The 25,818-nt window shown below is 74.0% G+C and carries 25 protein-coding genes; 13 read left to right on the top strand and 12 right to left on the bottom strand.

All coding sequences use genetic code 11. The features are described from left to right. The first annotated feature begins 56 nt into the window (after positions 1-56). From C3486_RS17950 to C3486_RS17935, 4 genes are read left to right on the top strand one after another with little or no spacing between them, the layout of a single operon-like run. Positions 57-1,214 (top strand): acyl-CoA dehydrogenase family protein, encoded by a 1,158-nt coding sequence (locus C3486_RS17950; RefSeq protein ID WP_103833724.1) that lies wholly within the window; start codon positions 57-59, stop codon positions 1,212-1,214. Next, entirely contained in the window at positions 1,214-2,854 is a 1,641-nt protein-coding gene (locus tag C3486_RS17945) for a thiamine pyrophosphate-dependent enzyme (RefSeq protein ID WP_103833723.1), read from the top strand. The genes C3486_RS17950 and C3486_RS17945 overlap by 1 nt, the downstream gene beginning before the upstream one ends. After that, on the top strand, positions 2,851-4,050 hold the full coding sequence (locus C3486_RS17940) for a glutamate dehydrogenase (RefSeq protein ID WP_103833722.1): 1,200 nt from the start codon (positions 2,851-2,853) through the stop codon (positions 4,048-4,050). The genes C3486_RS17945 and C3486_RS17940 overlap by 4 nt, the downstream gene beginning before the upstream one ends. After that, positions 4,047-6,176: an acetate--CoA ligase family protein gene (locus C3486_RS17935; protein ID WP_258052843.1), complete on the top strand. Its 2,130-nt coding sequence runs from the start codon at positions 4,047-4,049 to the stop codon at positions 6,174-6,176. The genes C3486_RS17940 and C3486_RS17935 overlap by 4 nt, the downstream gene beginning before the upstream one ends. 59 nt (positions 6,177-6,235) lie before the next feature. Here C3486_RS17935 and C3486_RS17930 read toward each other — a convergent pair whose 3' ends face one another. Continuing rightward, on the bottom strand, positions 6,236-7,816 hold the full coding sequence (locus tag C3486_RS17930; RefSeq protein ID WP_308461252.1) for an APC family permease: 1,581 nt from the start codon (positions 7,814-7,816) through the stop codon (positions 6,236-6,238). Between the two features lie 151 nt (positions 7,817-7,967). On the opposite strand from C3486_RS17930, the gene C3486_RS17925 reads away from it, so the two are divergent. The 4 genes from C3486_RS17925 to C3486_RS17915 all read left to right on the top strand — a co-directional run bounded on the left by C3486_RS17925 (position 7,968) and on the right by C3486_RS17915 (position 9,668). Further along, positions 7,968-8,591, top strand: a complete 624-nt coding sequence (locus C3486_RS17925; protein ID WP_181138592.1) for a TetR/AcrR family transcriptional regulator — start codon at positions 7,968-7,970, stop codon at positions 8,589-8,591. A 26-nt stretch (positions 8,592-8,617) separates the two neighbouring features. After that, positions 8,618-9,136, top strand: a complete 519-nt coding sequence (locus C3486_RS17920; RefSeq protein WP_103833719.1) for an SUKH-3 domain-containing protein — start codon at positions 8,618-8,620, stop codon at positions 9,134-9,136. Between the two features lie 44 nt (positions 9,137-9,180). After that, entirely contained in the window at positions 9,181-9,333 is a 153-nt protein-coding gene (locus C3486_RS37315; protein ID WP_181138591.1) for a hypothetical protein, read from the top strand. Positions 9,334-9,434: 101 nt separating this feature from the next. Next, positions 9,435-9,668, top strand: coding sequence for a hypothetical protein (locus C3486_RS17915; RefSeq protein WP_103833746.1), 234 nt, complete (start codon positions 9,435-9,437; stop codon positions 9,666-9,668). Here C3486_RS17915 and C3486_RS17910 read toward each other — a convergent pair. Continuing rightward, positions 9,665-9,931: a DUF397 domain-containing protein gene (locus tag C3486_RS17910; protein WP_103833718.1), complete on the bottom strand. Its 267-nt coding sequence runs from the start codon at positions 9,929-9,931 to the stop codon at positions 9,665-9,667. The genes C3486_RS17915 and C3486_RS17910 overlap by 4 nt on opposite strands. Before the next feature lie 381 nt (positions 9,932-10,312). Between C3486_RS17910 and C3486_RS17905 the strand changes: the two genes are divergently transcribed. Further along, positions 10,313-11,698, top strand: a complete 1,386-nt coding sequence (locus tag C3486_RS17905; protein WP_103833745.1) for an FAD-binding oxidoreductase — start codon at positions 10,313-10,315, stop codon at positions 11,696-11,698. A 41-nt stretch (positions 11,699-11,739) separates the two neighbouring features. Here C3486_RS17905 and C3486_RS17900 read toward each other — a convergent pair whose 3' ends face one another. The 6 genes from C3486_RS17900 to C3486_RS17875 all read right to left on the bottom strand — a co-directional run bounded on the left by C3486_RS17900 (position 11,740) and on the right by C3486_RS17875 (position 19,884). Then, on the bottom strand, positions 11,740-12,684 hold the full coding sequence (locus tag C3486_RS17900; protein WP_103833717.1) for an oxidoreductase: 945 nt from the start codon (positions 12,682-12,684) through the stop codon (positions 11,740-11,742). A 270-nt stretch (positions 12,685-12,954) separates the two neighbouring features. After that, a complete protein-coding gene (gene nirD, locus C3486_RS17895; protein ID WP_103833716.1) occupies positions 12,955-13,338 on the bottom strand; it encodes a nitrite reductase small subunit NirD in 384 nt (127 codons plus the stop codon). Then, the gene (gene nirB, locus C3486_RS17890; protein ID WP_103833715.1) at positions 13,335-15,956 is read right to left on the bottom strand and encodes a nitrite reductase large subunit NirB; all 2,622 of its coding nucleotides are present in this window, start codon (positions 15,954-15,956) and stop codon (positions 13,335-13,337) included. The genes nirD and nirB overlap by 4 nt, the downstream gene beginning before the upstream one ends. 2 nt (positions 15,957-15,958) lie before the next feature. Beyond that, positions 15,959-17,197, bottom strand: coding sequence for an NAD(P)/FAD-dependent oxidoreductase (locus tag C3486_RS17885; RefSeq protein WP_181138590.1), 1,239 nt, complete (start codon positions 17,195-17,197; stop codon positions 15,959-15,961). A gap of 108 nt (positions 17,198-17,305) precedes the next feature. Further along, the gene (locus tag C3486_RS17880; protein ID WP_103833713.1) at positions 17,306-18,499 is read right to left on the bottom strand and encodes a M20 family metallopeptidase; all 1,194 of its coding nucleotides are present in this window, start codon (positions 18,497-18,499) and stop codon (positions 17,306-17,308) included. Between the two features lie 86 nt (positions 18,500-18,585). Beyond that, positions 18,586-19,884 (bottom strand): MFS transporter, encoded by a 1,299-nt coding sequence (locus C3486_RS17875; RefSeq protein ID WP_103833712.1) that lies wholly within the window; start codon positions 19,882-19,884, stop codon positions 18,586-18,588. A gap of 151 nt (positions 19,885-20,035) precedes the next feature. Between C3486_RS17875 and C3486_RS17870 the strand changes: the two genes are divergently transcribed. Next, positions 20,036-21,055 carry an Lrp/AsnC family transcriptional regulator gene (locus C3486_RS17870; protein WP_181138589.1) on the top strand — a complete coding sequence of 340 codons (1,020 nt, stop codon included), beginning with the start codon at positions 20,036-20,038 and terminating at the stop codon, positions 21,053-21,055. Between the two features lie 99 nt (positions 21,056-21,154). Here the strand turns inward: C3486_RS17870 and C3486_RS17865 are convergent, their stop codons facing one another. After that, positions 21,155-22,009: an aldo/keto reductase gene (locus C3486_RS17865; protein ID WP_103833710.1), complete on the bottom strand. Its 855-nt coding sequence runs from the start codon at positions 22,007-22,009 to the stop codon at positions 21,155-21,157. A 40-nt stretch (positions 22,010-22,049) separates the two neighbouring features. Between C3486_RS17865 and C3486_RS17860 the strand changes: the two genes are divergently transcribed. Beyond that, positions 22,050-22,835, top strand: coding sequence for a TSUP family transporter (locus tag C3486_RS17860; RefSeq protein ID WP_181138593.1), 786 nt, complete (start codon positions 22,050-22,052; stop codon positions 22,833-22,835). A 34-nt stretch (positions 22,836-22,869) separates the two neighbouring features. Here the strand turns inward: C3486_RS17860 and C3486_RS17855 are convergent, their stop codons facing one another. Beyond that, the gene (locus C3486_RS17855; RefSeq protein WP_103833708.1) at positions 22,870-23,520 is read right to left on the bottom strand and encodes a sensor domain-containing protein; all 651 of its coding nucleotides are present in this window, start codon (positions 23,518-23,520) and stop codon (positions 22,870-22,872) included. A gap of 90 nt (positions 23,521-23,610) precedes the next feature. After that, on the bottom strand, positions 23,611-23,940 hold the full coding sequence (locus tag C3486_RS17850) for a cupin (protein WP_103833707.1): 330 nt from the start codon (positions 23,938-23,940) through the stop codon (positions 23,611-23,613). Positions 23,941-24,119: 179 nt separating this feature from the next. Between C3486_RS17850 and cutA the strand changes: the two genes are divergently transcribed. Further along, the gene (gene cutA, locus C3486_RS17845; RefSeq protein ID WP_258052842.1) at positions 24,120-24,464 is read left to right on the top strand and encodes a divalent-cation tolerance protein CutA; all 345 of its coding nucleotides are present in this window, start codon (positions 24,120-24,122) and stop codon (positions 24,462-24,464) included. A 9-nt stretch (positions 24,465-24,473) separates the two neighbouring features. Here cutA and C3486_RS17840 read toward each other — a convergent pair whose 3' ends face one another. Further along, positions 24,474-25,184: a vancomycin high temperature exclusion protein gene (locus C3486_RS17840; RefSeq protein ID WP_103833705.1), complete on the bottom strand. Its 711-nt coding sequence runs from the start codon at positions 25,182-25,184 to the stop codon at positions 24,474-24,476. Between the two features lie 115 nt (positions 25,185-25,299). On the opposite strand from C3486_RS17840, the gene C3486_RS17835 reads away from it, so the two are divergent. Then, the gene (locus C3486_RS17835; protein WP_103833704.1) at positions 25,300-25,818 is read left to right on the top strand and encodes a gamma-glutamylcyclotransferase family protein; all 519 of its coding nucleotides are present in this window, start codon (positions 25,300-25,302) and stop codon (positions 25,816-25,818) included.

Below are 25,818 nucleotides of genomic sequence, written 5' to 3'. Positions count from 1 at the left end.
AAGGTGCCGTCGTTCCCGCGTCCGGCGCGGCCGGCGCATCCGGAGAGGGAGAGCCCATGTCAGAGCTGCCCACCGAGCTGGTCCCGCTGAGCCCCGAACAACGGGACATCGTCGGCCTCACCCGCGCCTTCGCCCGCGACGAGATCCGGCCCCGGGCCCGCGAGGTGGACGAGGCCGACACCCGCACCCCCTGGGACCTGTGGCGCAAGGCCGCCGAGGTGGGCATCACCGGCTTCATGCTCCCCGCCGAGTACGGGGGCGGCGGCTTCACCGACGTCTTCACCCAGGCGCTCGTACAGGAGGAGCTGTGCGCCGGTGACCTCGGCATCGGCAACCTCCTCTGCTCCAACGGCTTCTTCGCCGACCCCGTGCTGGAGCTAGGCACCGAGGAGCAGAAGCGCATCTGGCTCACCCCGCTCACCGGCCCCGACACGCCCATGACCGCGCTCGCCACCACCGAGCCCGGCGCCGGCTCGGACGCCGCGTCGATCACCACCACAGCGTCCCGCACCGCGGGCGGCTACCTGCTCAACGGCCAGAAAGCCTGGATCTCCAACGCCGGCGAGGCCGACCGGTACGTCGTCTTCGCCAAGACCGACCCGGCCCAGCGCGCCCGCGGCGTCACCGCCTTCCTGCTGCGCAAGGACACCCCCGGCGTCGCATTCGGCGCTCCCATGCGGAAGATGGGGCAGCGCGCGATCGTCTGCCGGGAGATCTTCTTCCACGACGCGTTCGTACCGGAGGAGAACCGGCTCGGCGCCGAGGGCCAGGGATTCCACGGCCTCATGCGGACGTTCGACATCTCGCGCACGATCCTCGGCGCAGCCGCCACCGGCATCGCCCGCGCCGCCTACGAGTACGCCCGCGACTACGCCGCCACCCGGCAGCAGTTCGGCAAGCCGGTCATCGAGCACCAGGCCGTCGCCTTCCGCCTCGCGGACATGCGCACCCGCGTCGAGCAGGCCCGGCTGATGACCTGGCGCGCCGCCAAGCGGCTGGACGCCGGGCTGGACGCGACCTCCGAGGCCGCGATGGCCAAGCTCACCGCCTCGGAGACCGCCGCGTACTGCACGTGGGCCGCGGTCCAGACGCTCGGCGGCTGGGGCTACTCGCGCGAGTACCCGGTCGAGCAGTGGATGCGCGACGCCAAGCTGGAGGAGATCGAGGAAGGCACCTCGGACATCATGCGCCTCGTCATCGCGCGGGGCATGTGATGGCGGACCTGACGGGCGGCCAAGCCCTCGTCCGGGCGCTGGCGGCACACGGGGTGACGCAGGCGTTCGGCATCCCCGGCACGCACAACCTGGAGATCTACCGGCACCTGGCCGCGTACGGCATCGCGCACCTCAACCCGCGGCACGAGCAGGGCGCGGGCTACGCGGCCGACGCGTACGCGCGCGTCACCGGCCGCCCCGGCGTCGCGCTCACCACCACGGGCCCCGCGCTCCTCAACATCGCGGCGGCGGTCGGCCAGGCGTACTCCGACAGCGTCCCGCTGCTCGTCGTCTCGCCCGGCATGCCGCTGCGCCACCCGCGCCAGCCGACCGGCCTGCTGCACGAGATGCGCAGCCAGACGGACGCGCTGCGCGCGGTGGCGGCGTTCAGCCACCGGGTGTCGACGGTCGAGGAGATCGGCGCCGCGGTCGCACGTGCCTTCACCCTCTTCCGTACGGGGCGGCCGCGTCCGGCGCACATCGAGGTGCCGCTCGACCTGCTCACCGAGGCGGCGGAGGCCGGGCCCGTGCCCCTCGCGCCGCCCGCGCCATGGGCCGCACCGGACGCCGGAGCGCTCGCGGCAGCGGCCGCCGCGCTCCGGGACGCCCGCCGCCCGGCCCTCGTGCTCGGCGGCGGCGCACGCGCCGCAGCGCCCGAATGCCGGGAGCTGGCCGAGCAGTTGGGTGCCGTCGTGCTCACCACCGCCAACGGCAAGGGCACCGTCGCCGAGACGCACCCCCTCGCGCTCGGCGTCTCCCTGCACAGCCCGGCGGTCCGCGACTGGCTGGCGCACGAGTGCGACGCGCTGCTGGCCGTCGGCACGGAACTCGCCGAGTCGGACACCTGGACCACCGAACCGCTCGCCGTCGCGGGCCCGTTGATCCGCGCCGACATCGACCCGGCCCAGACGTACGCGGGCCGGCCGGCCGACATCGCGCTGGTCGGGTCGGCCCGGGAGACCGTTCGGGCGCTGCTCGGGGAGACGGCGGCGGCCGCGCGGGACACGGGTGCGGCCGTGCGGGGCACGGCGGCGGCCGCGGGCACGGTCGCGGCGCTGCGTGCCGGGCGGGACGCCGAGACGGCCGACCGGGACGCCCGCTGGCTCCCGTACCTGCGGGCACTCCGCGCGGAGCTGGCGGCCGACGCCGTGCTCACCTCCGACAGCGCCCAGTGCTGCTACTACGGCGCGCTCCCGCACCTCCCCCTCGGCCCCGAGGGCCGCTACCTGCACCCCACCGGCTTCGGCACCCTCGGATACGCGCTGCCCGCCGCCATCGGGGCCAAGACGGCGGCCCCGGAACGCCAGGTGGTCGCGCTGAGCGGCGACGGCGGGCTGCAGTTCTCCGTGCAGGAGCTGGCCACCGCCGTACAGCTGCGGCTGCCGCTGCCCGTCGTCGTGTTCGACAACGGCGGATACGGCGAGATCCGCGACGAGATGACGGCACGCGGCGACACACCGACCGCCGTCGACCTGCCACCGCCCGGCGTGCCGCCCGTCGACCTCGCCGCGCTGGCCCGCGCGTACGGCGGCCACGGCGCACGCGCCGGCACCCCGGCGGAACTCGCCGACGCGCTCCACAAGGCGCTGCGCACGCCCGGCCCCACCGTCATCACCGTCCCCGAGGAGCCCGCCCGATGAGCCCGCACGCTGCCCCTGCCCCCGCCCCCCTGACGTCCCTCACCTGGACCGATCACGAGACCGGTCACCAGGGCTTCCTGGTCATCGACCGGCTCGTGCGCGGCGTGGCCAGCGGCGGGCTGCGGATGCGGGCCGGCTGCACCCTCGAAGAGGTCACCGGGCTCGCCCGCGGCATGACCATGAAGGAAGCGCTGCACTACAACCCGGAGGGCCGGTACGTGCCGCTGGGCGGTGCGAAGGGCGGCATCGACTGCGACCCGCGCGCGCCGGAGGCGTACGGCGTCCTCGTGCGCTATCTGCGCGCCATGCGCCCGTACATCGAGCACTTCTGGACCACCGGCGAGGACCTCGGCCTCACCCAGGACCTGGTCGACAAGGCAGCGGCCGAGGCCGGCCTGGTCTCCTCCATCCAGGCCGTCTATCCGCTCCTCGACGACGAGACGGCCGCCCGGCAGCGGCTCGCCGACGCCTTCGCCCTCGACGTGGACGGGATCGGGCTGGACGAACTGGTGGGCGGCTGCGGCGTCGCGGAGGCCGCGCTCGCCGCGCTGGACCGCGCCGGCGTTCCGTACGCGGGCACCCGGGTGGCCCTCCAGGGCCTGGGCACCATGGGCGGCGCGACCGCCCGCTTCCTCGCCCGCGCCGGGCTGCGCGTCGTGGCCGTCGCCGACATCAAGGGCACGCTCGCCAACCCGGACGGGCTGGACGTCGAGGCGCTGCTCGCGGCGCGCGACGCGCACGGCACCGTTGACCGCGCCGCGCTGCGCCCCGGAGACCGCGAACTGCCCGGCCCCGCCTGGCTGTCGGCGGACGCGGAGATCCTGATACCGGCCGCGGTCTCGTACGCCATCGACGCCGGGAACCAGGCGGACATCACCGCGCGTTGGGTGGTCGAGGCGGCGAACATGCCGGTACGGGAGGAGGCCGAGGAGCTGCTCACCGCCCGCGGGGTGACGGTCCTGCCCGACGTGGTGGTCAACTCCGGTACGAACGCCTGGTGGTGGTGGACGCTCTTCGGGGACATCGGTGCCGACGCGGACGAGGCGTTCGCCTACACCCGGCGGTCGATGCGCGCCCTGGTCGACCGGATGCTGGCGCGCGCCGAAGCCTCCGGCTGCACGCCGCGCGCCGCCGCCCACGCCCTCGTCGCCGACCGGCTGCCGGTGATCGCGGAGCGGTTCGGGTGGTACCGGTGACGCCTGAACAGGACTTGAACTCGCTCTTCGACCCCCGGTCCGTGGCCGTGGTCGGCGCCTCGGCCAGCCCCGAGAAGTGGGGGTACTGGCTCGCGTCCGGGGCGCTCGCCGGACGCGAGCGCCGCACGGTGCACCTGGTGAACCGGCGCGGCGGTGCGCTGGACGGCGTGCCCTTCCTCCCGGACCTCGGCGCGCTGCCGGACCCGCCGGAGCACGTGGTCGTGGCCGTGCCGCCACCCCACGTGCGGGCCGTCGTCACCGAGGGCCTGGCGGCCGGCGCGCGCTGCTTCACCGTGATCACCTCCGGCGGCACGGACGCCGAAGCGGAACGCTCGCTGGCGTCCCTGATCCGGGCACACGGCGCCCGCCTCCTCGGCCCGAACTGCATGGGCGTCGTCGACACCACCAGCGCCCTCCGTCTGAGCTGGGGTGACTTCCCGGCCGGAGAGGTCGGCCTGATCTCCCAGAGCGGCAATCTCGCGCTGGAGATCGGCCGCCTGCTGGCCCGCGCGGGCCAGGGCTTCTCCCGCTTCGTCTCCCTCGGCAACCAGCGCGACATCGACGCCACGGACGCGCTGGAGGCGCTGGTGCGCCACGAGCCGACGCGCGCCATCGCCGCATACGTGGAGGACTTCCGCGACGGCCGCCGGCTGGCCCGCGCGCTCGCCGCTGCCCACGCGGCGGGCAAGCCGGTGCTGCTGCTGACCGTCGGCCGCAGCGCCGCGTCGGGCCGCGCCGCGGCCTCCCATACGGGCGCCCTGGTCAGCGCACGCGCCACGGTCGAGGCGGTCTGCCGCGACGCGGGCGCGCTGCTGCTGGACACGGCGGGGGAGGTGGTCGACACGGCGCTGTGCCTGCTGGCCGCGCGCGGTCGCGCCGCAGGGGCAGCCCCTGATTCACCGCCGGCGGCTTCCCCGCCGTCGCGGCCGGTCGCGCAGTTCTCCGCGCCCCTGAAGGGCGGCCGCCCCCGCGTCGCCGTCCTCGCCGACAGCGGCGGCCAGGGCGCCCTCGCCGCCGACGCCTTCGCGGCCCGCGGCCTCGACGTACCGGCGCTCTCCGCGACCACCACAGCGGCCGTCGCCGCGCTCCTCCCGCCCGGCGCAGGCTGCGGCAACCCCGTGGACCTGGCCGGCGCGGGCGAAGCCGACCTCACCACCTACGCACGCCTCACCCGTACGCTCCTGACCTGCGGCGAAGCCGACGCCGTCGTCCTCACCGGCTACTTCGGCGACTACGCCACCGACAACCCGGCCCAGGCGGCCCACGAGACGGAGATGGCCAGGGAACTGGCCGTGGCCGCCACGGCGTCCGGCCGCGCCCTGCTCGTCCACACCATGGCCCGCGACACCCCGGCCCTCACCGTCCTGCGGCAGCACGGCGTCCCGGTCTACGAACGCATCGAACAGGCCGCGGGCGCACTTGCCCATGCCGCACGCCTGCACACGGCGGTACTCCGCCCGCCCCCGCCCCTGCCCCGGTCCGCCGCCCACCGCGTCCCCGACGGCGGCTACGAAACCACCCGTGACCTGCTCTCCTCCTACGGCATCGGCTTCCCCGCAGCGGAGTTCGTCCGCACCGCCGATGAGGCGGCAGCCGCAGCCCACCGCGTCGGCTTCCCGCTCGCCCTCAAGGCCATGGGACTGGCTCACAAGACGGAGGCCGGCGGGGTCGCACTCGGCCTCGCCGACGAGGCGGCGCTGCGGACCGCGTTCGCCCGGATGACCGCGGCGACCGGCGCGGCCCGGTACGCCGTCGAGGCCATGGCCACGCCCCCGTACGCGGTCGAACTGATCGCCGGCGTACGCCGCGACCCCGCCTTCGGCCCCGTCCTGATGACCGGCATCGGCGGCGTACGCGCCGAACTCCTCGCCGACACCGCCCTCGCCCTCGCCCCCCTCACCCCGGACCACGCCCGCGCCCTGCTCCTCTCCCTCCGCCACGCCCCCCTCCTGACCGGCTGGCGCGGCGCACCCGCCGTCGACCTCACCGCAGCCGCCACCGCCCTCTGCGCCCTCTCCCACTGCGCCGCCGAACACCCCGAACTCACCGACCTGGAAATCAACCCCCTCCTGACCCACCCGGGCGGCGCGATCGCCCTGGACGCGGCGGCGGTGCGCAGCCCGTAACGGCACGGAGCCCGCAGTCGTACGGGGGCCGTGCCGCTACGCGTGCCTGGCCGTACTGCTCAGCCCTTCGCCCGCCGGGTCTTCGTGCCCAGGGCGTAGAAGGCCGCGCCGATGGCGAGGAAGAGGAGCAGGGGGACGACCTGGCTGAGGGTGTAGGCCAGGCGCTGGCCGGCGAAGGACGGCGGGAGGGAGTCCGCCGCCGAGCCGGCCGTGCCGAACCAGCCCACGCCGAAGCCCGGCCAGATCAGCACCACGACCGTGAACGCGACGAAGGCCGTGGCCAGTCCGGTGACCAGCCAGGCGCCCGCCCGGCCGCCCGGTACCGCGTACGGCCGCGGCGTGTCCGGGTACTTGCGGCGCAGCACGACCAGGCTCGGAAAGGTGATCACGTACGAGATGAACGTCGTACTGATCGTCAGCCCGAGCCCCGCCGCGAAGTACTTCTCACCATCTCCCTCGGTCAGGTTGAGCGCGAGTACGAAGAGGACGGACGCGATCACCGCGGAGAGCAGGTTCACGCGGGCCGGCGTGCCGTGCCTTTCGTCGATCTTGCCGAGCCACGCGGGACCCGCGCCGTCCGCGCAGGCCACGGCCTCGGCCCGGTGCGCGCCCATCGCCCAGGTGACGCCGCTGGTCAGCAGCCCGACGATCAGACCCGCCGCGGCGATGCCGCCGAAGACCGCGCCGGCGCCGCTCAGCGTGACCGTCCCGTCCGCCGCGATATGGCCGCCGTACACGGTGAAGACCGCCTTGCAGGCGTCGATGAATCCGCCGAGGCTGCCGATCTCCTTCCCCGGCAGCACGAACAGAATGCCGAGAATGGGCCCGCCGTAGAGCACCAGCGACGCCAGTCCCGACCGCAGGATCGACAGCGGAATGTCCCGCCGCGGATTGGTCATCTCCTCCGCCGCCGAACTCGGCAGTTCGAAGCCGACGTAATTGAAGATGAGCACGGGCACGAGCGCGATGAATCCGGCGTACGTCGGCGCGAATTCCCGTACCGGCAGCGGGTGGACGCCGTGCTCCACCGCGAAGACGACCACCGACACCAGGAAGAATCCCAGCAGCACGATCCGCGCGACGGCCCCCGCGATCGGCACCCACTTCCCGATGCGTACGGACTGCACGACGGCGAGCGCGCCGCCCCAGATGAACACCAGCCCGGCCAGGTACTTCCACGCGCCCGGCAGCGGCGTGAAGAATTCCTCCCACGTCGTCAGCGCGATGATGCACAGGCTGCCGCCGACCCACACCGGATTGGATATCCAGTACAGAATCTGGTTCAGCCCGGCCGTCAGCCGCCCGAAGGCGAGCCGCGTCCAGACGTACGGCCCGCCCTGTACGGGAAAGGCCGAGCCCAGTTCCGCGACGAGCAGTCCGTACGGCAGGAAGAAGACGACCGCGAGGACCGCCATCCACGTCAGGCCCTGCGGTCCCTGCGCCGCGACCGACCCGATCGTGTCGAGCCCGACCAGCGTGCAGATCAGGAAGAAGAGCACGTCCAGGCGACGCAGGTCCTTGCGCAGCCGGCCCCGTTGCTCTCCCCACCCCTCGGAGAGGTCGGGGGAGTCCGGCCCGCCGCGGAGGGCGTGGTCGGCCGGTGGTGCGGACGATGACGGCGGTGTCTCTGTCTCTCTCACGGCTGACTCCCTGCGCGACGGCGACTCGTACGAAGACGTGTCCGGCGTGCTCCAACTAACTGAACGGACAGTCAGTAATGCGAAGGGACTGTGGCCCCGTCGCCGCCCGGTGTCAAGGGTTCGCGCACGCTCCCGGTTGTAGGCTGACCGCGTGGCAAGAGTCCGGTTGAACGTGGCGGAGCGGCGCGAGGAGCTGCTGCGCGCCGCCATCGAACAGATCGAGGCGCGCGGCGCCGCGGCCGTCCGCGTCTCCGACGTGGCCTCGGCGCTGGGGGTCTCCAACGCCCTGGTCCTGTACCACTTCTCGACGAAGGAGAAGCTGGTCGCGGCGGCCTTCGCGCACGCCGCCGAGGCGGACCTCGCCCATCTGCGGCGCCTCCTCGGCCGCCGCACGACCGCGGTGCGTCGGCTGCGCGCGGCGGTGCGCTGGTACGCCCCGACCGGCCAGGCCAAGGGCTGGCGCCTGTGGATCGAGGGCTGGGCGGCCGCCCTCCGCGACCCGGTCCTGCGGGAGACGGCCGGCGGCCTGGACCAGGAGTGGAAGACCGCCCTCGCGGACGTGATGGCCGAGGGCGCGGCAGCCGGCGAGTTCGACTGCCCCGACCCCACGACGGCGGCCTGGCGCCTCACCGCCCTGCTGGACGGCCTCGCCGTCCAGATGACCTCCTACGGGGGCCCGTTGTCCCGCACCACCATGCTGCAATGGGCGGAAGAGGCCCTGGCCCGCGAGCTGAACCTGCCACGGGAATCCCTCACGGGCACTTCGGGGCCCTGACCGGACGCCAACGAAGGGAGCGGCTGATGGGTTCGGACCGGCCCACGCCCGAAGTGCGCGACTGGCTGACCGGAAACGGCTGGCATCCGGGGCGCGACATCGGCGAACGCGCCGACGAACTGATCCGCGTACGCGTGGACGACGCCGACCGGCAGGGAGCGCCCCTGACGCCGCCGCCGTCCGCGGTGCGCATCATCCGGACGTACGGGACGCTGCACCTCAGCCACCCCACGGTGCGGAACCGTGGCTGGGACATGGAGCCGACCGCCGGATATGACGGCGATGCGGAAGACATCCGGGAAATGGCGACCGGGCTCGATACGCGCCTCTTCCCCGTCGGCTACGAAACGTCCGAGTATGCGCTCCTCCTGGTGGACGAGAAAGGGCGGTTCTTCTACCTCCACCACACCGGTGGGTATTACCGGGGGGAGAACGAGTTCGACGCCTTCGACCGGTTCTTGCGGGGCGTCCACGCGCCGGACGTGGAAGACCTCCCCGAGTGGCGAGACCCCCCGTGCGGTTGCTGCCCCACTGACGGCAGCTAGTGTTCTGCAAAGCCTTTCGGAATCAGGTGGGGGGGGGAGACGCTGTGCCCAGTGTCAGATTCTCCTTCCACGCGGGATCGGGCGGAGTCCTGTGGGCCATGACGCCGGAGGACCGCGACGAGTGGGGCTACCCGGTGGATCTGCGCCGGCTGCCGGTCGGCGAGCCCACGAAGCCCCGGACCTCGATCGTTACCTGACCGACCCGGCCGGCTTCGTGTGCACCTGAAGGCAGTGAACCTCATCCATCCGTTCCGCGTCTTCCCTCATGATCAGCGCCGCGCACACGGGGGAACGGGTCATGAAGCACGAGGAAGCCGAGCGGAGCTACGACGACGCCCCCTGGTGGGCCGGGTTCGGCCCGGTGGGGGCCGTCGGTCTGATCGTCCTCGGGGCGGTCGTGGCGGTCTGGGTCTTCTTCCGCCTCCCCGGCACGCCGGAGAACCTGGCGGGCGGCTACTACGGCGCGGCGAAGATCATCGCCATCGGGCTGGTGGTCGCGGGCGGTGCGCTGTGGGGACGCAGCCGACGCTAAAGCGCGGCGGCCCCCGGCGCGGCCTGCACGCTGTACGCGACGAACGCGCGCCACGCGGGGGCGCCGACGGTGAGCCGCGGCCCGGCCTTGTCCTTGGAGTCCCGGACGTGGACGGTGTCGGGGCAGGCGGCCACCTCGACGCAGTCGTCGCCCTGCGAGCCGCTGTACGTGGACTTCCGCCAGGAGAGGGCGACTTCGACGCAGCTGTCGCCCTGGGAGCCGCTGTAGCTGCTCTTGAACCAGCCCAGTTCGTCGGTGCTCATAGCGCTCCTCGCATTCCTGCCCCGGTCGCCCGTCACCGTACGTATGTCCACGCAGCGGTTCAGTTCCACGCCCCGAGGGGCTCGATTGGCGCGCCTTCTGGCCGAGCGGCGGCTCGGCGAGGGGGCGTCCCGCGCGGCAGCGACGCCTCGTTCGCCACGCCTCTCCGGAAGCACCGAAGGGCGTTCAGGGCATTCACCGGCGGGCGGTCGTCTGCCCTCCCGTCGGGTGCGGTGACAGTGCGGACGGGCGCGCGCGGAGGTCGGGCGGAAATCGGTATGCGGCGGGGATTGCCGGGGGGTGAGGGCGGCGGCACGGTGGCGGCAAGGGCCGGGGCTCGGGAGCTGGGCTTTGGCCAAAGGTGCGATGCCATGGGGGCCGCCATGGACACCGAAACTCTCGACAGGCTCAGGAACGCGGTGCGGGGGCCGGTCATCGGGCCGGAGGACGCCCGGTACGACGAGGCCCGGAAGGTCTACAACGGGATGCTGGACAAGCGGCCGGCTGCCGTCGTGCCGTGCCGGGACGTCGCGGACGTGCGGGACGTGCTGGCGTTCGCGCGCGGGGAGGGCGTGGACCTCGCCGTGCGGGGCGGAGGGCACAGCGCGCCCGGGCTGGGGGTGGTGGACGGCGGGGTCACGCTCGACCTGGCGCCGATGCGGTGGGTGCGGGTCGATCCCCGGGCCCGTACCGTGCAGGCCGGCGGCGGGAGCCTGCTCGGCGACCTGGACCACGCGACGCACGCGTTCGGGATGGCCGTGCCCACCGGCATCAATTCGACGACCGGCATCGGCGGGCTGACGCTGGGCGGCGGGCACGGGTACCTCACCCGCAAGTACGGCCTGACGCTGGACAGCCTGATCGCGGCGGACGTGGTGCTGGCGGACGGCACCTTCGTCACCGCGAGCGAACGGGAGAACGCCGAGCTGTTCTGGGCGCTGCGCGGCGGCGGGGGGAACTTCGGCGTCGTGACGGCGTACACGTACCGGCTGCACCCCGTGGACACGGTCGGCGTCGGGGTCACCGTGTGGCCCGTGGAGCGCACGCCCGAAGTGCTGGCCTGGTACCGGGAGTTCCTGCCGCAGGCCGAGGAGGACGTGTACGGCTTCTTCGCGGTGCTGGCCGTGCCGCCGGGGCCGCCGTTCCCCGAGGAGCTGCACGGGCGGAAGATGTGCGGCGTCGTCTGGTGCTGGACGGGCGACCCGGCGCGCACCAGCCGGGTACTGGAGGTGGTGCGCGAGCCGGGCAGGCCGGCCTTCCACTTCACCACGCCGATGCCGTACCCGCAGTTGCAGCGCATGTTCGACGAGCTGCTGCCGGCGGGGCTCCAGTGGTACTGGCGCGGGGACTTCTTCGACCGGATCCCGGACGAGGCGCTGGAGATCCACCGGCGGTTCGGCGAGGACCTGCCGAGCGGACTGTCGACCATGCACCTGTATCCGGTGGACCGGGCCGTGCACCAGGTGGGCAAGGACATGACCGCGTGGGGCTACCGGGACGCGCTGTGGTCGGCGGTGTACGCCGGGATCGACCCGGACCCGGCCAACGCGAAGTCGCTGCGCGAGTGGTGCGTGGGGTACTGGGAGGCGCTGCACCCGTACTCCATGGGCGGCTCCTACGTGAACTTCCTCGGCGAGGGCGAGGGGGAGGACCGGGTCCGGGCCACCTACCGGGAGAACTACGACCGGCTGGCACGGGTCAAGCGCGCGTACGACCCGGACAACTTCTTCCACGTGAACCAGAACGTCAGGCCGGCGGCCAGGACGTGAACCCGCAGTCCACGCCCGCACCGGTCAGGTGACGGTGCAGCTCACGCCCGCGTCTGCGCCTGCGGCGTGAAGTCGTACGTGACGCCCGTCATTTCCTCCGAGGCGGTCCACAGCAGCTCCGACGTGACGTCGTTCCGGGTCCAGGGGGCGCGGAACGACGGAGCCGGGGCGCCGCGGAGGCCGCCCTGGGGGCCGAGGAACGCGTCGGGCTTCATGTGCGGTGCCGTCGCCGCGCAGAGCGTGGGCAGCGCACCGGCCTCGGCGGGCTGCGCGAAGATCCGGTTGCCGAGGCCGACGAGCTGCTCGGCGCGGCTGCGGCCCTCCATGCGTACGCCGGCCGTCTGGAGGTTGGTGGCGGCGTAACCGGGGTGCGCGGCGACGGCCAGGACGTCGGCGCCGGCCCGGGCGAGGCGGGCGGACAGCTCGTGCGTGAAGAGGAGGTTGGCGGACTTGGAGCGGCCGTAGGCGATCCAGCGGCGGTACCGGTGGCTCGCGTAGTGCGGATCGGTGAGGTTCACGTCGGCGAGGGCGTGGAGGCCGCTGGAGACCGTGACGACCCGGGAGCCGGGGGTGGCGAGCAGCGCGGGCAGGAGCAGGCCGGTCAGCGCGAAGTGGCCGAGGTGGTTGGTGCCGAACTGCATCTCGAAGCCGTCGGCGGTGCGGCGGTACGGGAGCGCCATCACGCCCGCGTTGTTGATGAGCAGGTCGAGGCGGTCGGGGGCCAGGTCCTCGGCGAAGGCGCGGACGGAGGCCAGGTCGGCGAGGTCGAGCGTGCGCAGCTCGACGTCCGAGGCGGGGAGTTCGGAGTGCAGCCGGGCGACGGCAGCGGCGCCGCGGTCCTTGTCGCGGCAGGCGAGGACGACCCGTGCGCCGCGGCGGGCCAGCTCGCGCGCGGTGACGTAGCCGAGACCGCTGTTGGCGCCGGTGACGACGGCCAGCCGGCCGGTCTGGTCGGGGATGTGGGACGTGTTCCAGCGGCGGGCCATTGCCTGAACCTTTCGGTACGCGGGACTCGGCACGTGTCAGTACGCGGTACCTCTGCCCGGCCGAGTACGCGGTACGTCCGTACCCGCCAGTACTCGCCGGTAGAGCGCTGTGGCCAGCGTACGCCGCCGGGGGTGACGGGCCGTACGCGACCGCCCCGCCGCGCGCCGGACAGGGCAGGGCAGGCGCGGACGGGGCGGCCGGGCTGCAGGGGCGGCCGGGGCCGTCGACACCACCGAGGCGCCGACGCCACCAGGGCTGCCGGGGCGGGGTCAGGCGGCCGCCGCCTCCGTGGCCTCCGCGGCCAGCCGCGTCTCGTACACCGGGACCGACACCGCCGCGTCGTCCAGGCATGCGCCCGTCGCCAGGTCGAAGCGCTGCTTCAGGAGCGGGGACGCCACGTACGGACGGCCGTCGGCGGAGCCGGTGAGGCCGCGGGAGAGGACGTAGGCGCCGGTGAACGGGTCGCGGTTGCCGATCGCGTACGGACGGCCCGCGCGGTCCAGGAAGAGCGCCGCCTGTCCGCCGTCGGGCAGGAGCACGGCCACCCCGCGCCCGGGGATCAGCCAGGCGGAGTCGCAGACGGGCAGCCAGCCGCGGTCCGTGCGCAGTTCGACGGTGCCGGTGGTCAGCGGACGCTCAAGAGTCTCGGTCATCGGGCGACAGTCCCTTCGAGGGTGCGTACGGGGAGGGTGGGGCCGGCCAGCAGGTCCAGGTCGGGCTTCATCTGGTCCCGCTCGGGCACGAAGCGGACGGACGGATCGGGGGCCTCGGGCGCGTTGACGAAGGAGACGAAGCGGGCCAGCCGCTCCGGGTCGTCCAGGGTCTCCGCCCACTCGTCGCGGTAGTGGGCCACGTGGTCGGCCATCAGGGACTCCAGCTCGGCGCAGAGGCCGAGGGAGTCGTGGACGACGACGTCGCGTACGTGGTCCAGGCCGCCCTCGATCCGCTCCAGCCAGGCGGAGGTGCGCTCCAGCCGGTCGGCGGTGCGGATGTAGAACATCAGGAAGCGGTCGATGAGACGGACCAGTTCGGCGTCGGACAGGTCCTGGGCGAGCAGGTCCGCGTGGCGGGGGTCGGCGCCGCCGTTGCCGCCGACGTAGAGGTTCCAGCCGTTGGAGGTGGCGATGACGCCGAAGTCCTTGCCGCGGGCCTCGGCGCACTCGCGGGCGCAGCCGGAGACCGCGGACTTGAGCTTGTGCGGGGAGCGCAGGCCCCGGTAGCGCAGCTCCAGGTCGATGGCCATGCGGACGGAGTCCTGCACGCCGTAGCGGCACCAGGTCCGGCCCACGCAGGACTTCACCGTGCGCAGGGCCTTGCCGTACGCGTGACCGGACTCGAACCCGGCGTCGACCAGCCGGGCCCAGATCTTCGGCAGCTGGTCCACCCGCGCGCCGAACAGGTCGATCCGCTGGCCGCCGGTGATCTTCGTGTAGAGGCCGAAGTCCCGGGCCACCTCGCCGATCACGATCAGCTTCTCGGGGGTGATCTCGCCGCCGGGAATGCGGGGCACGACCGAGTACGAGCCGTTGCGCTGGAGGTTGGCGAGGAAGTGATCGTTGGTGTCCTGCAGGGCCGCCTGCTCGCCGTCCAGGACGTAGCCGCTGGCCCCGAGGGTGGGTGCCAGCGAGGCGATGATCGAGCCGACGGCCGGCTTGCAGATCTCGCAGCCGTCGCCGTTCTTCGCCTCCTCGCGGCCGTGCGAGGCGAGCAGCTGCTCGTACGAGGTGAGGCGCAGGGTGCGGACGACCTCGTACAGCTCGGCGCGGGTGTGCGGGAAACAGCCGCACAGGCCCTTGTCGACGGTGACGCCGTTCAGCTCCAGCTCGTCGTTGACCAGGGTGGTCAGCGCCTTCACGCAGGAGCCGCAGCCGGTGCCGGCCTTGGTGCACTTCTTGACCTCGGGGACCGTGCCGCAGGAGTGCTCGGTGACGGCCGCGCGGATGGTGCCCTTGGTGACGTTGTGGCAGTTGCAGATGACCGCTTCGTCGGGGAGCGCGGACGGGCCGAGCGCGACGGGGGCGCCGGCGCCGGCCGGGAGGACCAGCTGCTCCGGGGCGACGGGCGGCACGGTGCCGGTGAGCGGGCGCAGCGTGCCGTACGCCTCGGCGTCGCCGACCAGGACGCCGCCCAGCAGCGTGCCGTCGGCGCCGATGACCAGCTTCTTGTAGACGCCGGAGCGGGAGTCGGCGTACACCACGTCCAGACAGCCCTCGGCGGTGCCGTGCGCGTCGCCGAAGGACGCCACGTCCACGCCGAGCAGCTTGAGCTTGGTGGAGGTGTCGGCGCCGGTGAAGCCGGGCGTCTCCTGCGCCGCGATGGCGGCGGCGGCCGTCTCGGCCATCTCGTAGCCGGGCGCGACCAGGCCGTACACCCGGCCGTCGGCGGCGAGCGCGCACTCGCCGATCGCGAAGACGGCCGGGTCGGTCGCGGTACGGCACTGCTCGTCGACCTTGATGCCGCCGCGCTCGCCGACCTCCAGGCCGCACTCGCGGGCCAGCTGGTCGCGCGGCCGGACCCCGGCCGAGAAGATCACCAGGTCGGTGTCGATGCGGGAGCCGTCGGACAGCTCCATGCCGGTCACCGTGCCGTCCGCGCCCGCGGTGATCTCCTTGCCGCCGACGCCGGTGTGCACGGTGACGCCCATGCCCTCGATGGTGCGGCGCAGCGCCTCGCCGCCGCCGTCGTCGACCTGGACGGGCATCAGCCGCGGCGCGAACTCCACGACGTGCGTGTCCAGCCCCAGGCCCGTGAGCGCGCCCGCGGCCTCCAGGCCGAGCAGGCCGCCGCCGACGACAGCGCCGGAGCGGGAGTTCTTGGCGTACTCCTCGATGGCGAGCAGGTCCTCGATCGTGCGGTAGACGAAGCAGCCCTCGCTGTCCTTGCCGGGGACCGGCGGCACGAAGGGGTACGAGCCGGTGGCCAGCACGAGCGTGTCGTACCGCACGGTGAGCCCGGACCGTGCGGTCACCGTGCGGGCCGCGCGGTCGACGGTCTCGGCGGGGTCGCCCAGGTGCAGTTCGATGCCGTGCCGCGCCATGAAGTCCGCGTCCACCAGGGACAGGTCCTCGGGGGTGCGCCCGGAGAAGTACGAGGTCAGCTGGACCCGGTCGTAGGCCGGGCGGGGCTCCTCGCAGAGCACGACGACGCGTGCCGACCCGGTCACGCCCCGGTCCGCGAGGGCCTCCAGGAAGCGCTGGCCGACCATTCCGTGGCCGACGAGCACGATCGTGGGCGTGTCGGTCGTGGCTGCGGTGTTCGCCTCGGCAGTCATGGTCAGGAGCCTCCATTGGTGAGCAGGTGGAGCACGGGAGCGGCGGGCAGCGGTTCGTCGCCCTCCCAGGTACGGGCGAGCGCGCCGACGGTGCCGAGATCGCCGAGGAGAATGCCGCCGACCAGCCGGTCCCCGCGGACCACGACCCGGCGGTACGCGCCGCGGGTGGCGTCGCTGAGCCGGACGACGTCGTCGCCGGGGGCCGGGGCCGGCTCGCCGAAGGCGGCGAGGTCGAAGGCGGGGCCGGGGCCGGGCCCGGTGCCGGTCAGGGTCAGCCGGGTGAGCGCCCGCGTGCCGCGGTAGCCGCGCGCCGCGTCGTCCAGCAACCGCGCGGCCAGCAGGTCGGCCTGTTCCAGCGCGGGCCCGGCCAGTCCGTACGTCACGCCGTCGTGCTCGGCGCAGTCGCCGATCGCGAAGACGCGGGGGTCGTCGGTGCGCAGCGCGTCGTCGACGACGACGCCGCGGCGGACGGTGAGCCCGGCGGCCGCCGCCAGGCCCGTACGGGGGCGTACCCCGCAGGCCAGGACGACCAGGTCGGCGTCGAGCGCGTAGCCGTCGGCCAGTTCGACGGCCCGGACCGCGCCGTCCTCGGTGCGCAGGCCGCGGACGCGGCACTCGGTGTGCACCTCGACGCCGAGCTGTTGCAGGTACGAGCGGAGGAGGGCGCCCGCCTCCGGGTCGAGCTGGCGCTCCATCAGGTGCTCGCCCTGGTGCGCCAGGACGACCTGGGCGCCGCGGCCGGCGAGCGCGCGGGCTGCCGAGACGCCGAGCAGCCCGCCGCCGATGACGACCGCGCGGCGGCCCCCGGCGGCGGCCAGCGCCCGGCAGTCGTCCAGCGTGCGGAATGGGTGGACGCCGCGCGGCAGGCCGTCGGCGCCGGGCGTGAAGAGGCCGCGCAGCGGAGGCAGTACGGGGTTGGAGCCGGTGGCGAGGACGAGGACGTCGTAGGGGAGGGAGCGGCCGTCGGCGCAGTGCACCCGGCGGTCAGCGCGGTCGACGCGGACCGCGCGCACGCCGCTCAGCCACCGGGCCCCGGGGACCGCGGGCAGCGCGATCACCTCGGGGGCGTAGCGGCCGGCCAGCACCTCGGCGAGCAGGACACGGTTGTACGGGGCGTGCGGCTCCTCGCCGAGCACCGTGACCGCGTACCGCGCGGCCCCCGGTCCGTCACCGAGCCGGCGCGCGAGCCGGGCGGCGGCCATCCCGCCGCCGATCACCACCACGCGCTGTTTCGAGGTCATGCAAGAAGCCTGCGGGGCGGCTGTTACCCGTCCGCATCCCGGTCGTTTCGACGGGGGAACGCTGCTCTCCTCACACGGTGGGGTGCCGTGTGAGGAGAGCGGAAGGCGTTATGCGGCCTTGGCGAGGCGGCGGGCGGCCAGCTCCGCGTAGACCGCGGCGCCGTCCGCGAGGACCGCGTCGTCGAAGGCCGCGAGCGGGGAGTGGTTGTTGGGGGAGGTCTCCGGGTCGGCGCCGGGGGGCGGGGAGCCGAGCGTCAGCATCGCGCCCGGTACCTCGGCGATCACCCGCGAGAAGTCCTCCGAGCCGTGCAGCGGCTGCGGCAGCGGCGCGTAGAACTCCTCGCCCAGCGCCTCCCGCACGGTGTGCGCCACGAAGTCCGCCTCGGCGTGGTCGTTGACGGTCACCGGGTACTGCTCGACGAACTCCGCGTCCACCTCGACCCCGTACGCCTGGGCGATGCCCCGGCAGACCTCCGGCGAGCCCTCCCTGACCCTGCGTTGCGCGGCGGGCGAGAAGCTGCGGACGGTCGCGTGGAAGGTCGCGGTGTCCGGGATGACGTTCTGCTGGGTGCCGGCGTGGAAGGTGCCCACGGTCAGCACGACCGGGTCGAAGACGTCGAAGGTGCGGGTGATCCACGCCTGCAGCGCGGTGACCATGGCGCACGCGGCCTGCACCGGGTCCTTGGCACGGTGCGGCATCGAGCCGTGCCCGCCCTCGCCGTTCACGGTCACCTTCAGCACGTTGGACGCGGCCAGCGCGGGGCCGCCACGGGTGCCGAACACGCCGCTCCGCAGGCCCGCCGACATCACGTGGATCGCGTACGCGGCGTCCGGGCGGCGGCCGGAGGCGTCCAGCACCCCTTCGGCCAGCATCTGCCCGGCGCCGTCGAAGCCCTCCTCGCCCGGCTGGAACATGAAGACCACGTCGCCAGCGAGGCGGTCGCGGTGCGCGGAGAGCAGCTTCGCTGCGCCCGCGAGCATCGAGGTGTGCAGGTCGTGGCCGCAGGCGTGCATCCGCCCGGTGTCGGCGGCGAAGTCCAGGCCGGTCTTCTCGGTGACCGGCAGCGCGTCCATGTCACCGCGCAGCAGCACGGTCGGGCCCTCCTGCGCCCCGCGCAGCACGGCCGTCACCGAGCTGAGGCCGGTGCCCGTGCTGACCTCCAGCGGAAGGCCGTCCAGCGCGGCGAGCACCGTCTCCTGGGTACGCGGCAGGTCGAGGCCGACCTCGGGGATGCGGTGCAGCGTGCGGCGCAGCTGCACGAGGTCGCCGGAGAGGGAGCGGGCGTCGTCCCGCAGGTTCATGTGTGCTCCTTCGGAGAGGGGGGTGGCAGCAACGAGAGGACCGCACCGCGGGGGCTGCCACAAGAGGGCCTACGCGGCGGGAGGGATCAGCCCCCGGACGTCCTCGGCGCGCGGATCAGGAAGGTCCCGGCGAGCGAGACGGCCGCGGCGCCCGCGGCCCACCAGGGCACCAGCGTCAGGTGCCCGGCCTTCGCCATGGCCTGCGCGAGCAGCGGGAACGTGCCGCCGAACAGCCCGATCGCGATCGTGTACGGCACGCCCATCGCGACGACCCGCACCGAGACCGGGAACTGCTGCGCGAACAGCACGTTGGTGAGCCCGATGGGCGCCGCGATCAGCGCCAGGTACACCACGGTGACCAGCCACATCGGGACGGCGCCGTGCGCCAGCGCCAGCATCAGCGGCACGGTGGCCAGGGCCAGCAGGGCGAGCCCGGCGCGCAGCGTGCGCAGGGCGCCCAGCCGGTCGGCGAGCCGGCCGACCACGACCATCGCCACGACCAGCAGCACCAGCGGGCCCAGCATCGAGGCGGCCGACTCGGTCCCGGAGACGACGCCGAGCTGCTGCGCGTACTGGGGCAGGTAGGTGGTGCCGTAGTAGTACCCGACCGTGGCGCCCACCGAGATCAGGAAGACGGCCGCCATGCCGCGCAGGTTCGACCGGTACAGCGCGCGCCGCTCGGCGCCCTTCGGGCCGTCGGCGCCGGCCTCGGCGAACTCCGCGCTCTCCCGCACGCCGCGCCGGATCCACAGCGCCAGCAGGCCGAGGGCCGCCGCGACCAGGAAGCCGATCCGCCAGCCGCCGCCGCGCACCCCGTCCTCGCCCAGCGCCACCAGCAGCAGCGTCAGCACGCCGAAGGAGAGGATGTTGCCGATCACCACGCCCGAGTACGAGATCGAGCTGTACAGGAAGCGCAGGTGGCGCGGGGCGGTCTCGGTGACGTAAGCGGCGGCGCTGGGGTTCTCGCCGCCCATCGAGAGGCCCTGGACCAGCCGCAGCAGGATGAGCAGCACGGGCGCCGCCGTGCCGATCACCGCCGCGGTCGGCAGCACCGCGATCAGCACGCTGGCGCCGGAGATCACCGTCATGCTGAGGGTGAGCGCGAACCGGCGGCCGCGCGAGTCGGCGAACCGGCCCACCACGTAGCTGCCGAAGGGCCGTACGACGAAGCCGACGGCGAAGCCCAGGTAGGCCGCGAGCAGCTTGGTCACCGGGTCGTCCCCGGGGAACATCGCGGCCGCGAAGTACGGGGCGAGTACGGCGTAGATGGCCCAGTCGAAGGACTCCACGACCCCGCCGACGGTGGCGGCGAGCAGTGCCTTGCGCCCGTTGCCGTGCGCGGTGCGCGGGGTGTCCGCGGTTCTCGCCGTGACCGCTGATGTCATCGCCAACCTCGTCTCGTAGGCCCGGACGACCGAACGTCCGGTTCTGGGCGGTGCCGGAATGGCTCGAATGGATCGCCATGCTGGCCAGCGGCCGAACGGAGAGAAACGAATTACTCTCAGGACGCAGGAAAGCGTCAAGGAGGCGTTGATCATGCAGGAAAACGTGCCCACGAGCCTGCAGGGGCTCGACGCGCAGCTGATTCACGCCCTGCAGATCGCGCCGCGCGCCTCGTGGCAGACCATCGCCCCGGTGCTCGGCATCGACCCGGTCACCGCGGCCCGCCGCTGGAGCCGCCTGGAGCGCGCCGGGCTCGCCTGGGTCACCGCCTATCCGGGCGCCCGGCGGCTGGACCGGATGTGCGTCGCGTTCGTCGAGATCGACTGCGTGGCCGGCAGCGTCGAGACGGTCACCCGAACGCTCGTGAGCCTGCCGCAGGTGGCCACCGTCGAGCACATGGCCGGCGGCCGGGACCTGGTCATCACCGTCTTCGTACCGGGCCTGGAAGCGCTCTCCGGGCTGCTGCTGCGGCGGATCGCCGAGCTGCCGGGCGTCACCGCCACCCGCGCCGCCATCGCCACCCGCGTCTACGGCGAGGGCAGCCGCTGGCGGCTGCGCGCGCTGGACGCCCGCCAGCGCGAGGCGCTGCGCACGGCCGAGGCCCCGGCGGGCGCTGCCGGGCCGCTGGACGCGCAGGACCGGGCGCTGATCACCGAGGTGTCCCGGGCCGGGCGGGGCAGCGCCGTGGAGATCGGGCGCGCGGTCGGGCTGAGCGCTCCCACGGTGCGGCGCCGCCTCGGCCGGCTGCTCGCCGACCGGGACATCGCACTCCGCTGCGAGGTGGCCCGCGAGCTGACCGAGTGGCCGATCTCGGCGACCCTGTGGGCCAGCGTCCCCGCCACCCACCTCGCCGAGACGGCGCGCGTCCTGCTGGGCCTGCCGGAGGTGCGGCTGTGCGCCGCCGTCACCGGGCGGCAGAACCTGCTCTTCACGCTCTGGCTGCAGTCCATCCAGGACGTGCAGCGGCTGGAGATCCAGCTCGGCGAGCGGCTGCCGCACCTCCAGCTGCAGGACCGGGCGATCATCCTGAAGCAGTCCAAGCTGATGGGGCGCGCGCTGGACGACCGGGGCCGGGCCGTGGACGTCGTACCGGTGGACCCGTGGGCGGTCTGAGGCGTCCGGGGCGGCAGGGGTGGTACGGGCGGCCCGGGGCGGCCGGTTCCGTACGGACGGCCGCCCCGGCAGCCGTCAGCGGTCCGCCGCTGCAGCCCGTCAGCGGTCCGCCGCGTCCCCCAACAGCTTCATGTCCGCCGCGCTCAGCTCGAGTTCCGCGGCGGCGAGGTTCTCCTCCAGGTGCGCGAGCGAGCCGGTGCCGGGCGTGGGCAGCAGCACGGGGGAGCGGTGCAGCAGCCAGGCCAGCGCGATCTGCCCGTGGCGCGCGCCGTGCCGCTCCGCGACGAGGTCCAGGGCGCGGGCCGCGCCGCCGGTCAGCCCGCCGTTGCCGAGCGGGAACCACGGCAGGAAGGCGATGCCCTGCCGCTCGCACGCCGTCAGCAGCTCCTCGGCGCCGCGGTCCAGCAGGTTGTAGCGGTTCTGCACGGACGCGATGGGGGCCAGTGCCAGCGCGGCGGTGAGGTCGGCCGGGCCGATGCTGTCCAGGCCGAGGTACCGGATCTTGCCGGCGTCCCGCAGCTCCAGCAGCGTGCCCAGCTGGTCGGCGAGCGGCACCTTCGGGTCCAGCCGGTGCAGCTGGTACAGGTCGATGGTGTCCCGGCGCAGCCGCCGCAGGCTCGCGTCGCACATGGCGCGCAGCGACTCGGGCCGCCCGTCGATGTGCCAGGCGTCCGGGCTCGTCCGGACCACGCCGCCCTTGGTGGCGATCACCAGGTCCTCGGGGTACGGGTGCAGCGCCTCGGCGATCAGCTCCTCGGCCACCGCGGGACCGTAGTTGTCGGCGGTGTCGAGGAGGTTCACGCCGCGCTCCACGGCGCGCCGCAGCACCGCCACCGCGTCCCGTGGATCGGCGTGCCGCGGCCCCCAGTAGCCGGGCCCCGCCAGCTGTGCCGTGCCGTAACCGAGCCGCCGTACCGGCAGCGCGCCTCCTAAGGCGAAGATCTCGGAGTCCATAACTGCCCACCCTAGGGCGGCCGGTGCTCCCTAAGATCACCTGGTGCCTGACATATCCCTGACGACCCTGCTCCTGCTCTGCCTGGCCGCGCTGGCGGCCGGCTGGATCGACGCCGTGGTGGGCGGCGGCGGGCTGATCCTGCTGCCCGCGCTGCTCGTCGGCCTCCCGCACGTGCCGGCCGCCTTCGTGCTCGGCACCAACAAGTCGGCGGCGGTGGTGGGCACGACGGGCGCGGCCGTCACCTACGTCCGCAAGACGCCGCTGGACGTACCGGCAGCGGTCCGCATCGGGCTGGCGGCGGCGGGCGGTTCGCTGGGCGGCGCATTCCTCGCGGCCGGGCTGGACAGCGCGGTGCTGCGCCCGCTGATCATGATCGTGCTGGTCGGCGTGCTGGCGTTCGTGCTGCTCCGGCCGTCCTTCGGGACCGCGCCCGCGCCCTCCGGCCCGGTCACCCGGCAGCGGGTGCTCGCGGCCGTGCTGATCGCCGGGCTCGGCATCGGCTTCTACGACGGGCTGATCGGGCCCGGCACCGGCGCGTTCCTGGTCATCGCGCTGGCGGCGATCCTGCACATGGACCTGGTGACCGCCTCGGCGACCGCCAAGGTCGTCAACGTGTGCACCAACATCGGCGCCCTGGCGATGTTCTCGTACCAGGGCACCGTGCTGTGGGGGCTGGGCGCGCTGCTCGCGGCGTTCAACCTGGCGGGCAGCACGGCCGGCGCCCGGATGGCGCTGAAGCGGGGCGCCGGCTTCGTGCGCGGCGTGCTGGTGGTGGTCGTGGCGGGGCTGCTGTGCTCGATGGCGTACGACCAGTGGCTGGCCTGAGCGCCCGGGAGCCGGACGCGGCCCCGCGGGCGGCTCAGAGCTTGGAGAGCGCCTGCCGGAGCGTGGCCTTGAAGGCCGGCACCGGTGCCTGCGCGAAGGTGCCCATCTCGCCCCACCGCACGACCGTGACCGTGCGGCCCGAGCGGCCCACGCCGAAGAGGTGCACGCCCGGCTCGGACTCCGGGAGCGAGGTGTGCACGCCGTACACCCGGCCGCCGTCCGCCGCGGTGACCGTGCCGTAGTCCTTCCAGGACGCGGTGCCGCCGGGCTGCTCGTGCAGCCAGTCGCCGGCGCAGCGCGCGACCTTCTCGCGCAGCCGCTCGGCCAGCCGGCGCGCGCTGTCCTCACCGGAGGTCACCACGCTGACCTGTACGGCGTTGGTGTCGTACTCGGTGTGGAAGTCGCGGTGGTATGTCCCGTCGCCGCTCGGCACGGCCCCGCCGTCGAGGCAGAACGGCTCCGGGTCCGGCAGCCCCGGGGTGACCTTCGAGGCGTACCAGGGCGAGGACGCGTGCGGCGGCAGCTCGCCGGGCGCGAGGAAGCGCGGCGGCGTGGTGGCCGGTGCCGTCGTGGCCGGGGCAGCGGCCGCCGCTGTGGTGCCGGCGGCGGTGGCGGCCAGCACGGCAGCGGCGGCGAGCGCGGTACGGCGGCGTACGGAACGGTGGCGTACGGAACGAGCGGGCATGGACGAGACCTTTCCCCCGTAGTACGACGTAGCGGAATTCTCGTCAGTGAGACCGCCGCGCCGGGGCGAAGGTTGTACCGCCCGTGCCGCTCACATGCCGTCGACGTGCGTCACCGAGGTCAGCAGCAGCGCGGAGTTCTCCACGGCCGTCACCCCGTGCTTCTCGCGCGGGATCGTGGCGACCTGGCCCGCGATCATGTCCTGCTCGCCGTGGTCCGTCGTGATCCGCACGTGGCCGTGCAGGATCTGCAGGCTGCCCGCCGGGGGCGAGACGTGCTCGTCCAGCGCGGCGCCGCCGACCAGCGCGATCACGGTCTGGCGCAGCGGCCCGTCGTGCAGGAAGAGGCGGGCGCTGCGGCCGTGCGGGTCGGCCTTGGCGTCGTCGAGCTGCTGGCGGGCGAGGGCGGTGAGGTCGTCCATGGTGAAGGGGCCCTTCGGTCGCGGATGCCGGCGGTCCGGTGGCGCGGTCCTGTTCCCCATCCTCGCGGGTGCGCGGGGCGCCGCAAGTCATCGGCGCGCCGTGGTACCCGTGGATGCGGAAGGATCAGGTACCCGTCCGTCCGCGACCTAACGTCCCCGATGCAGAAGGACCCGTTCCCGTGACCGATCAGCCCGCCGGCACCGCACCGCCCGCCTTCCTGACCGTGCTGACCACGACCGACTCGGCGGAGAAGGCCGAGGCGCTGGCCCGGGGCGCGATCGAGGCGCGCCTCGCGGCGTGCGCCCAGGTCAGCGCCCCGGTCACCTCGGTGTACCGCTGGCAGGACGCCGTCGAGACCGCCCAGGAGTGGCAGGTGCTCCTGAAGACGACCGGCTACCGGTACCAGGAGCTGGAGGAGTACCTCCGCGGGGCGCACGACTACGACACCCCGGAGATCATCGCGCTGCCGGTGGTGCACGGCGCCGCCGACTACCTGGCCTGGGTCCAGCAGGAGACCCGGTAGGGAAGCGGCTCAGCGCAGGGCCCGCGCCACCCCGTCCTCGCGCGGGCCGAGGAAGTGCGGGTCGGGCCGGAGGGCCGCGTCGGCCGCCGCCTTGCCCGCCGCGAGGATCTCCCGCACGCCGCCGTAGTACCAGGTCACGTCGTGCGCGTCGGCGGCACCGACCCCGTACGCCGTGATCCCCGCGGCGCCGCACAGGGCCAGCGCCCGCCGGAGGTGGAACCCCTGGCTGACCAGCACCGCCCGGTCCACCCCGAACACCCGGCGGGCGCGGCTGCAGGAGTCCCAGGTGTCGAAGCCGGCGTAGTCGCTGACGATCCTCCGGGCCGGGACCCCGCGCGCGGTCAGGTACCGGCGCATGGCGTCCGGCTCGTCGTAGTCGCGGGTGCTGTTGTCGCCGGTCACCAGGATCGCCCGGACGCGGCCCGCGTCGTACAGCCCGGCCGCGGCGTCCAGCCGGTGCGCGAGGTACGGGGAGGGCTCGCCGTCCCACAGGCCCGCGCCGAAGACCACCGCAACCGGCGCGGCCGGCACGTCCGCCGCGGTCCGCACCCGCCCGCCCGCCGACAGCTGCAGCCAGGTCGCGGGCAGCAGCGCGAGCACGCAGGCCGCCATCAGGGCCTGGACCGCCCGCCGCCGCCCCCGGACCGTGCGCGGCAGCCGCACCCACGGCCGCAGCCGCTCCGCCGCCCGCCGTACCGGGCCACCCGGCCGCACGCCCATCACGCCCCCCCCGTTCGCTCCGCTCGCAGGCCGGCTGTCCGACCTACCGGACAGCGACGCACGGCGGCCTGGCATGGTTGCAAGCGGGAAGAACGCACAAGAGGAGAACCGACCCATGAACGACCGGCCCGACGGCTCCGAACGGCTGCCCTTCTTCGTCTACGGGACGCTGCGACCGGGCGAGGCCAACCACGCCTGGACGCTGCGCGGCCGGACCGCGGCCGAGCAGCCGGCGAGGATCCACGGGGCGCTGCTGTACGACGGGCCCGGCTACCCGTACGCCGTCCAGGGCCCGGCCGACGCCGTGGTGCACGGCCACGTCGTCACGCCGGAGGCGGCGGCGTACGACGAGGTCCTGCGGACCCTGGACCGGCTGGAGGGCCACACGCCAGGCGCGCCGGACAACGACTACGACCGCGTCGTGTGCGAGGCCGTCCTGCCCGACGGCGGCACGGTGCGTGCCTGGGTCTACCTCGCCGCCGAACCCCTCGCCGGCCGGCTGCGTGCCACCGTCACTCCGATTCCCGGTGGCGACTGGCTCGCCACCGGTTCACGTGCCGCGGGCCCGGTGGGCCCCGGCGTCGCCGCCAACGAAGGCCGCGCCTTCGCCGCCACCGCACGGGAAGGTGCCTGA

Source organism: Streptomyces sp. Ru73, from assembly GCF_002920575.1.
Taxonomy (GTDB): Bacteria; Actinomycetota; Actinomycetes; order Streptomycetales; family Streptomycetaceae; genus Streptomyces.
This window is presented reverse-complemented; position numbering and strand designations above follow the sequence as displayed.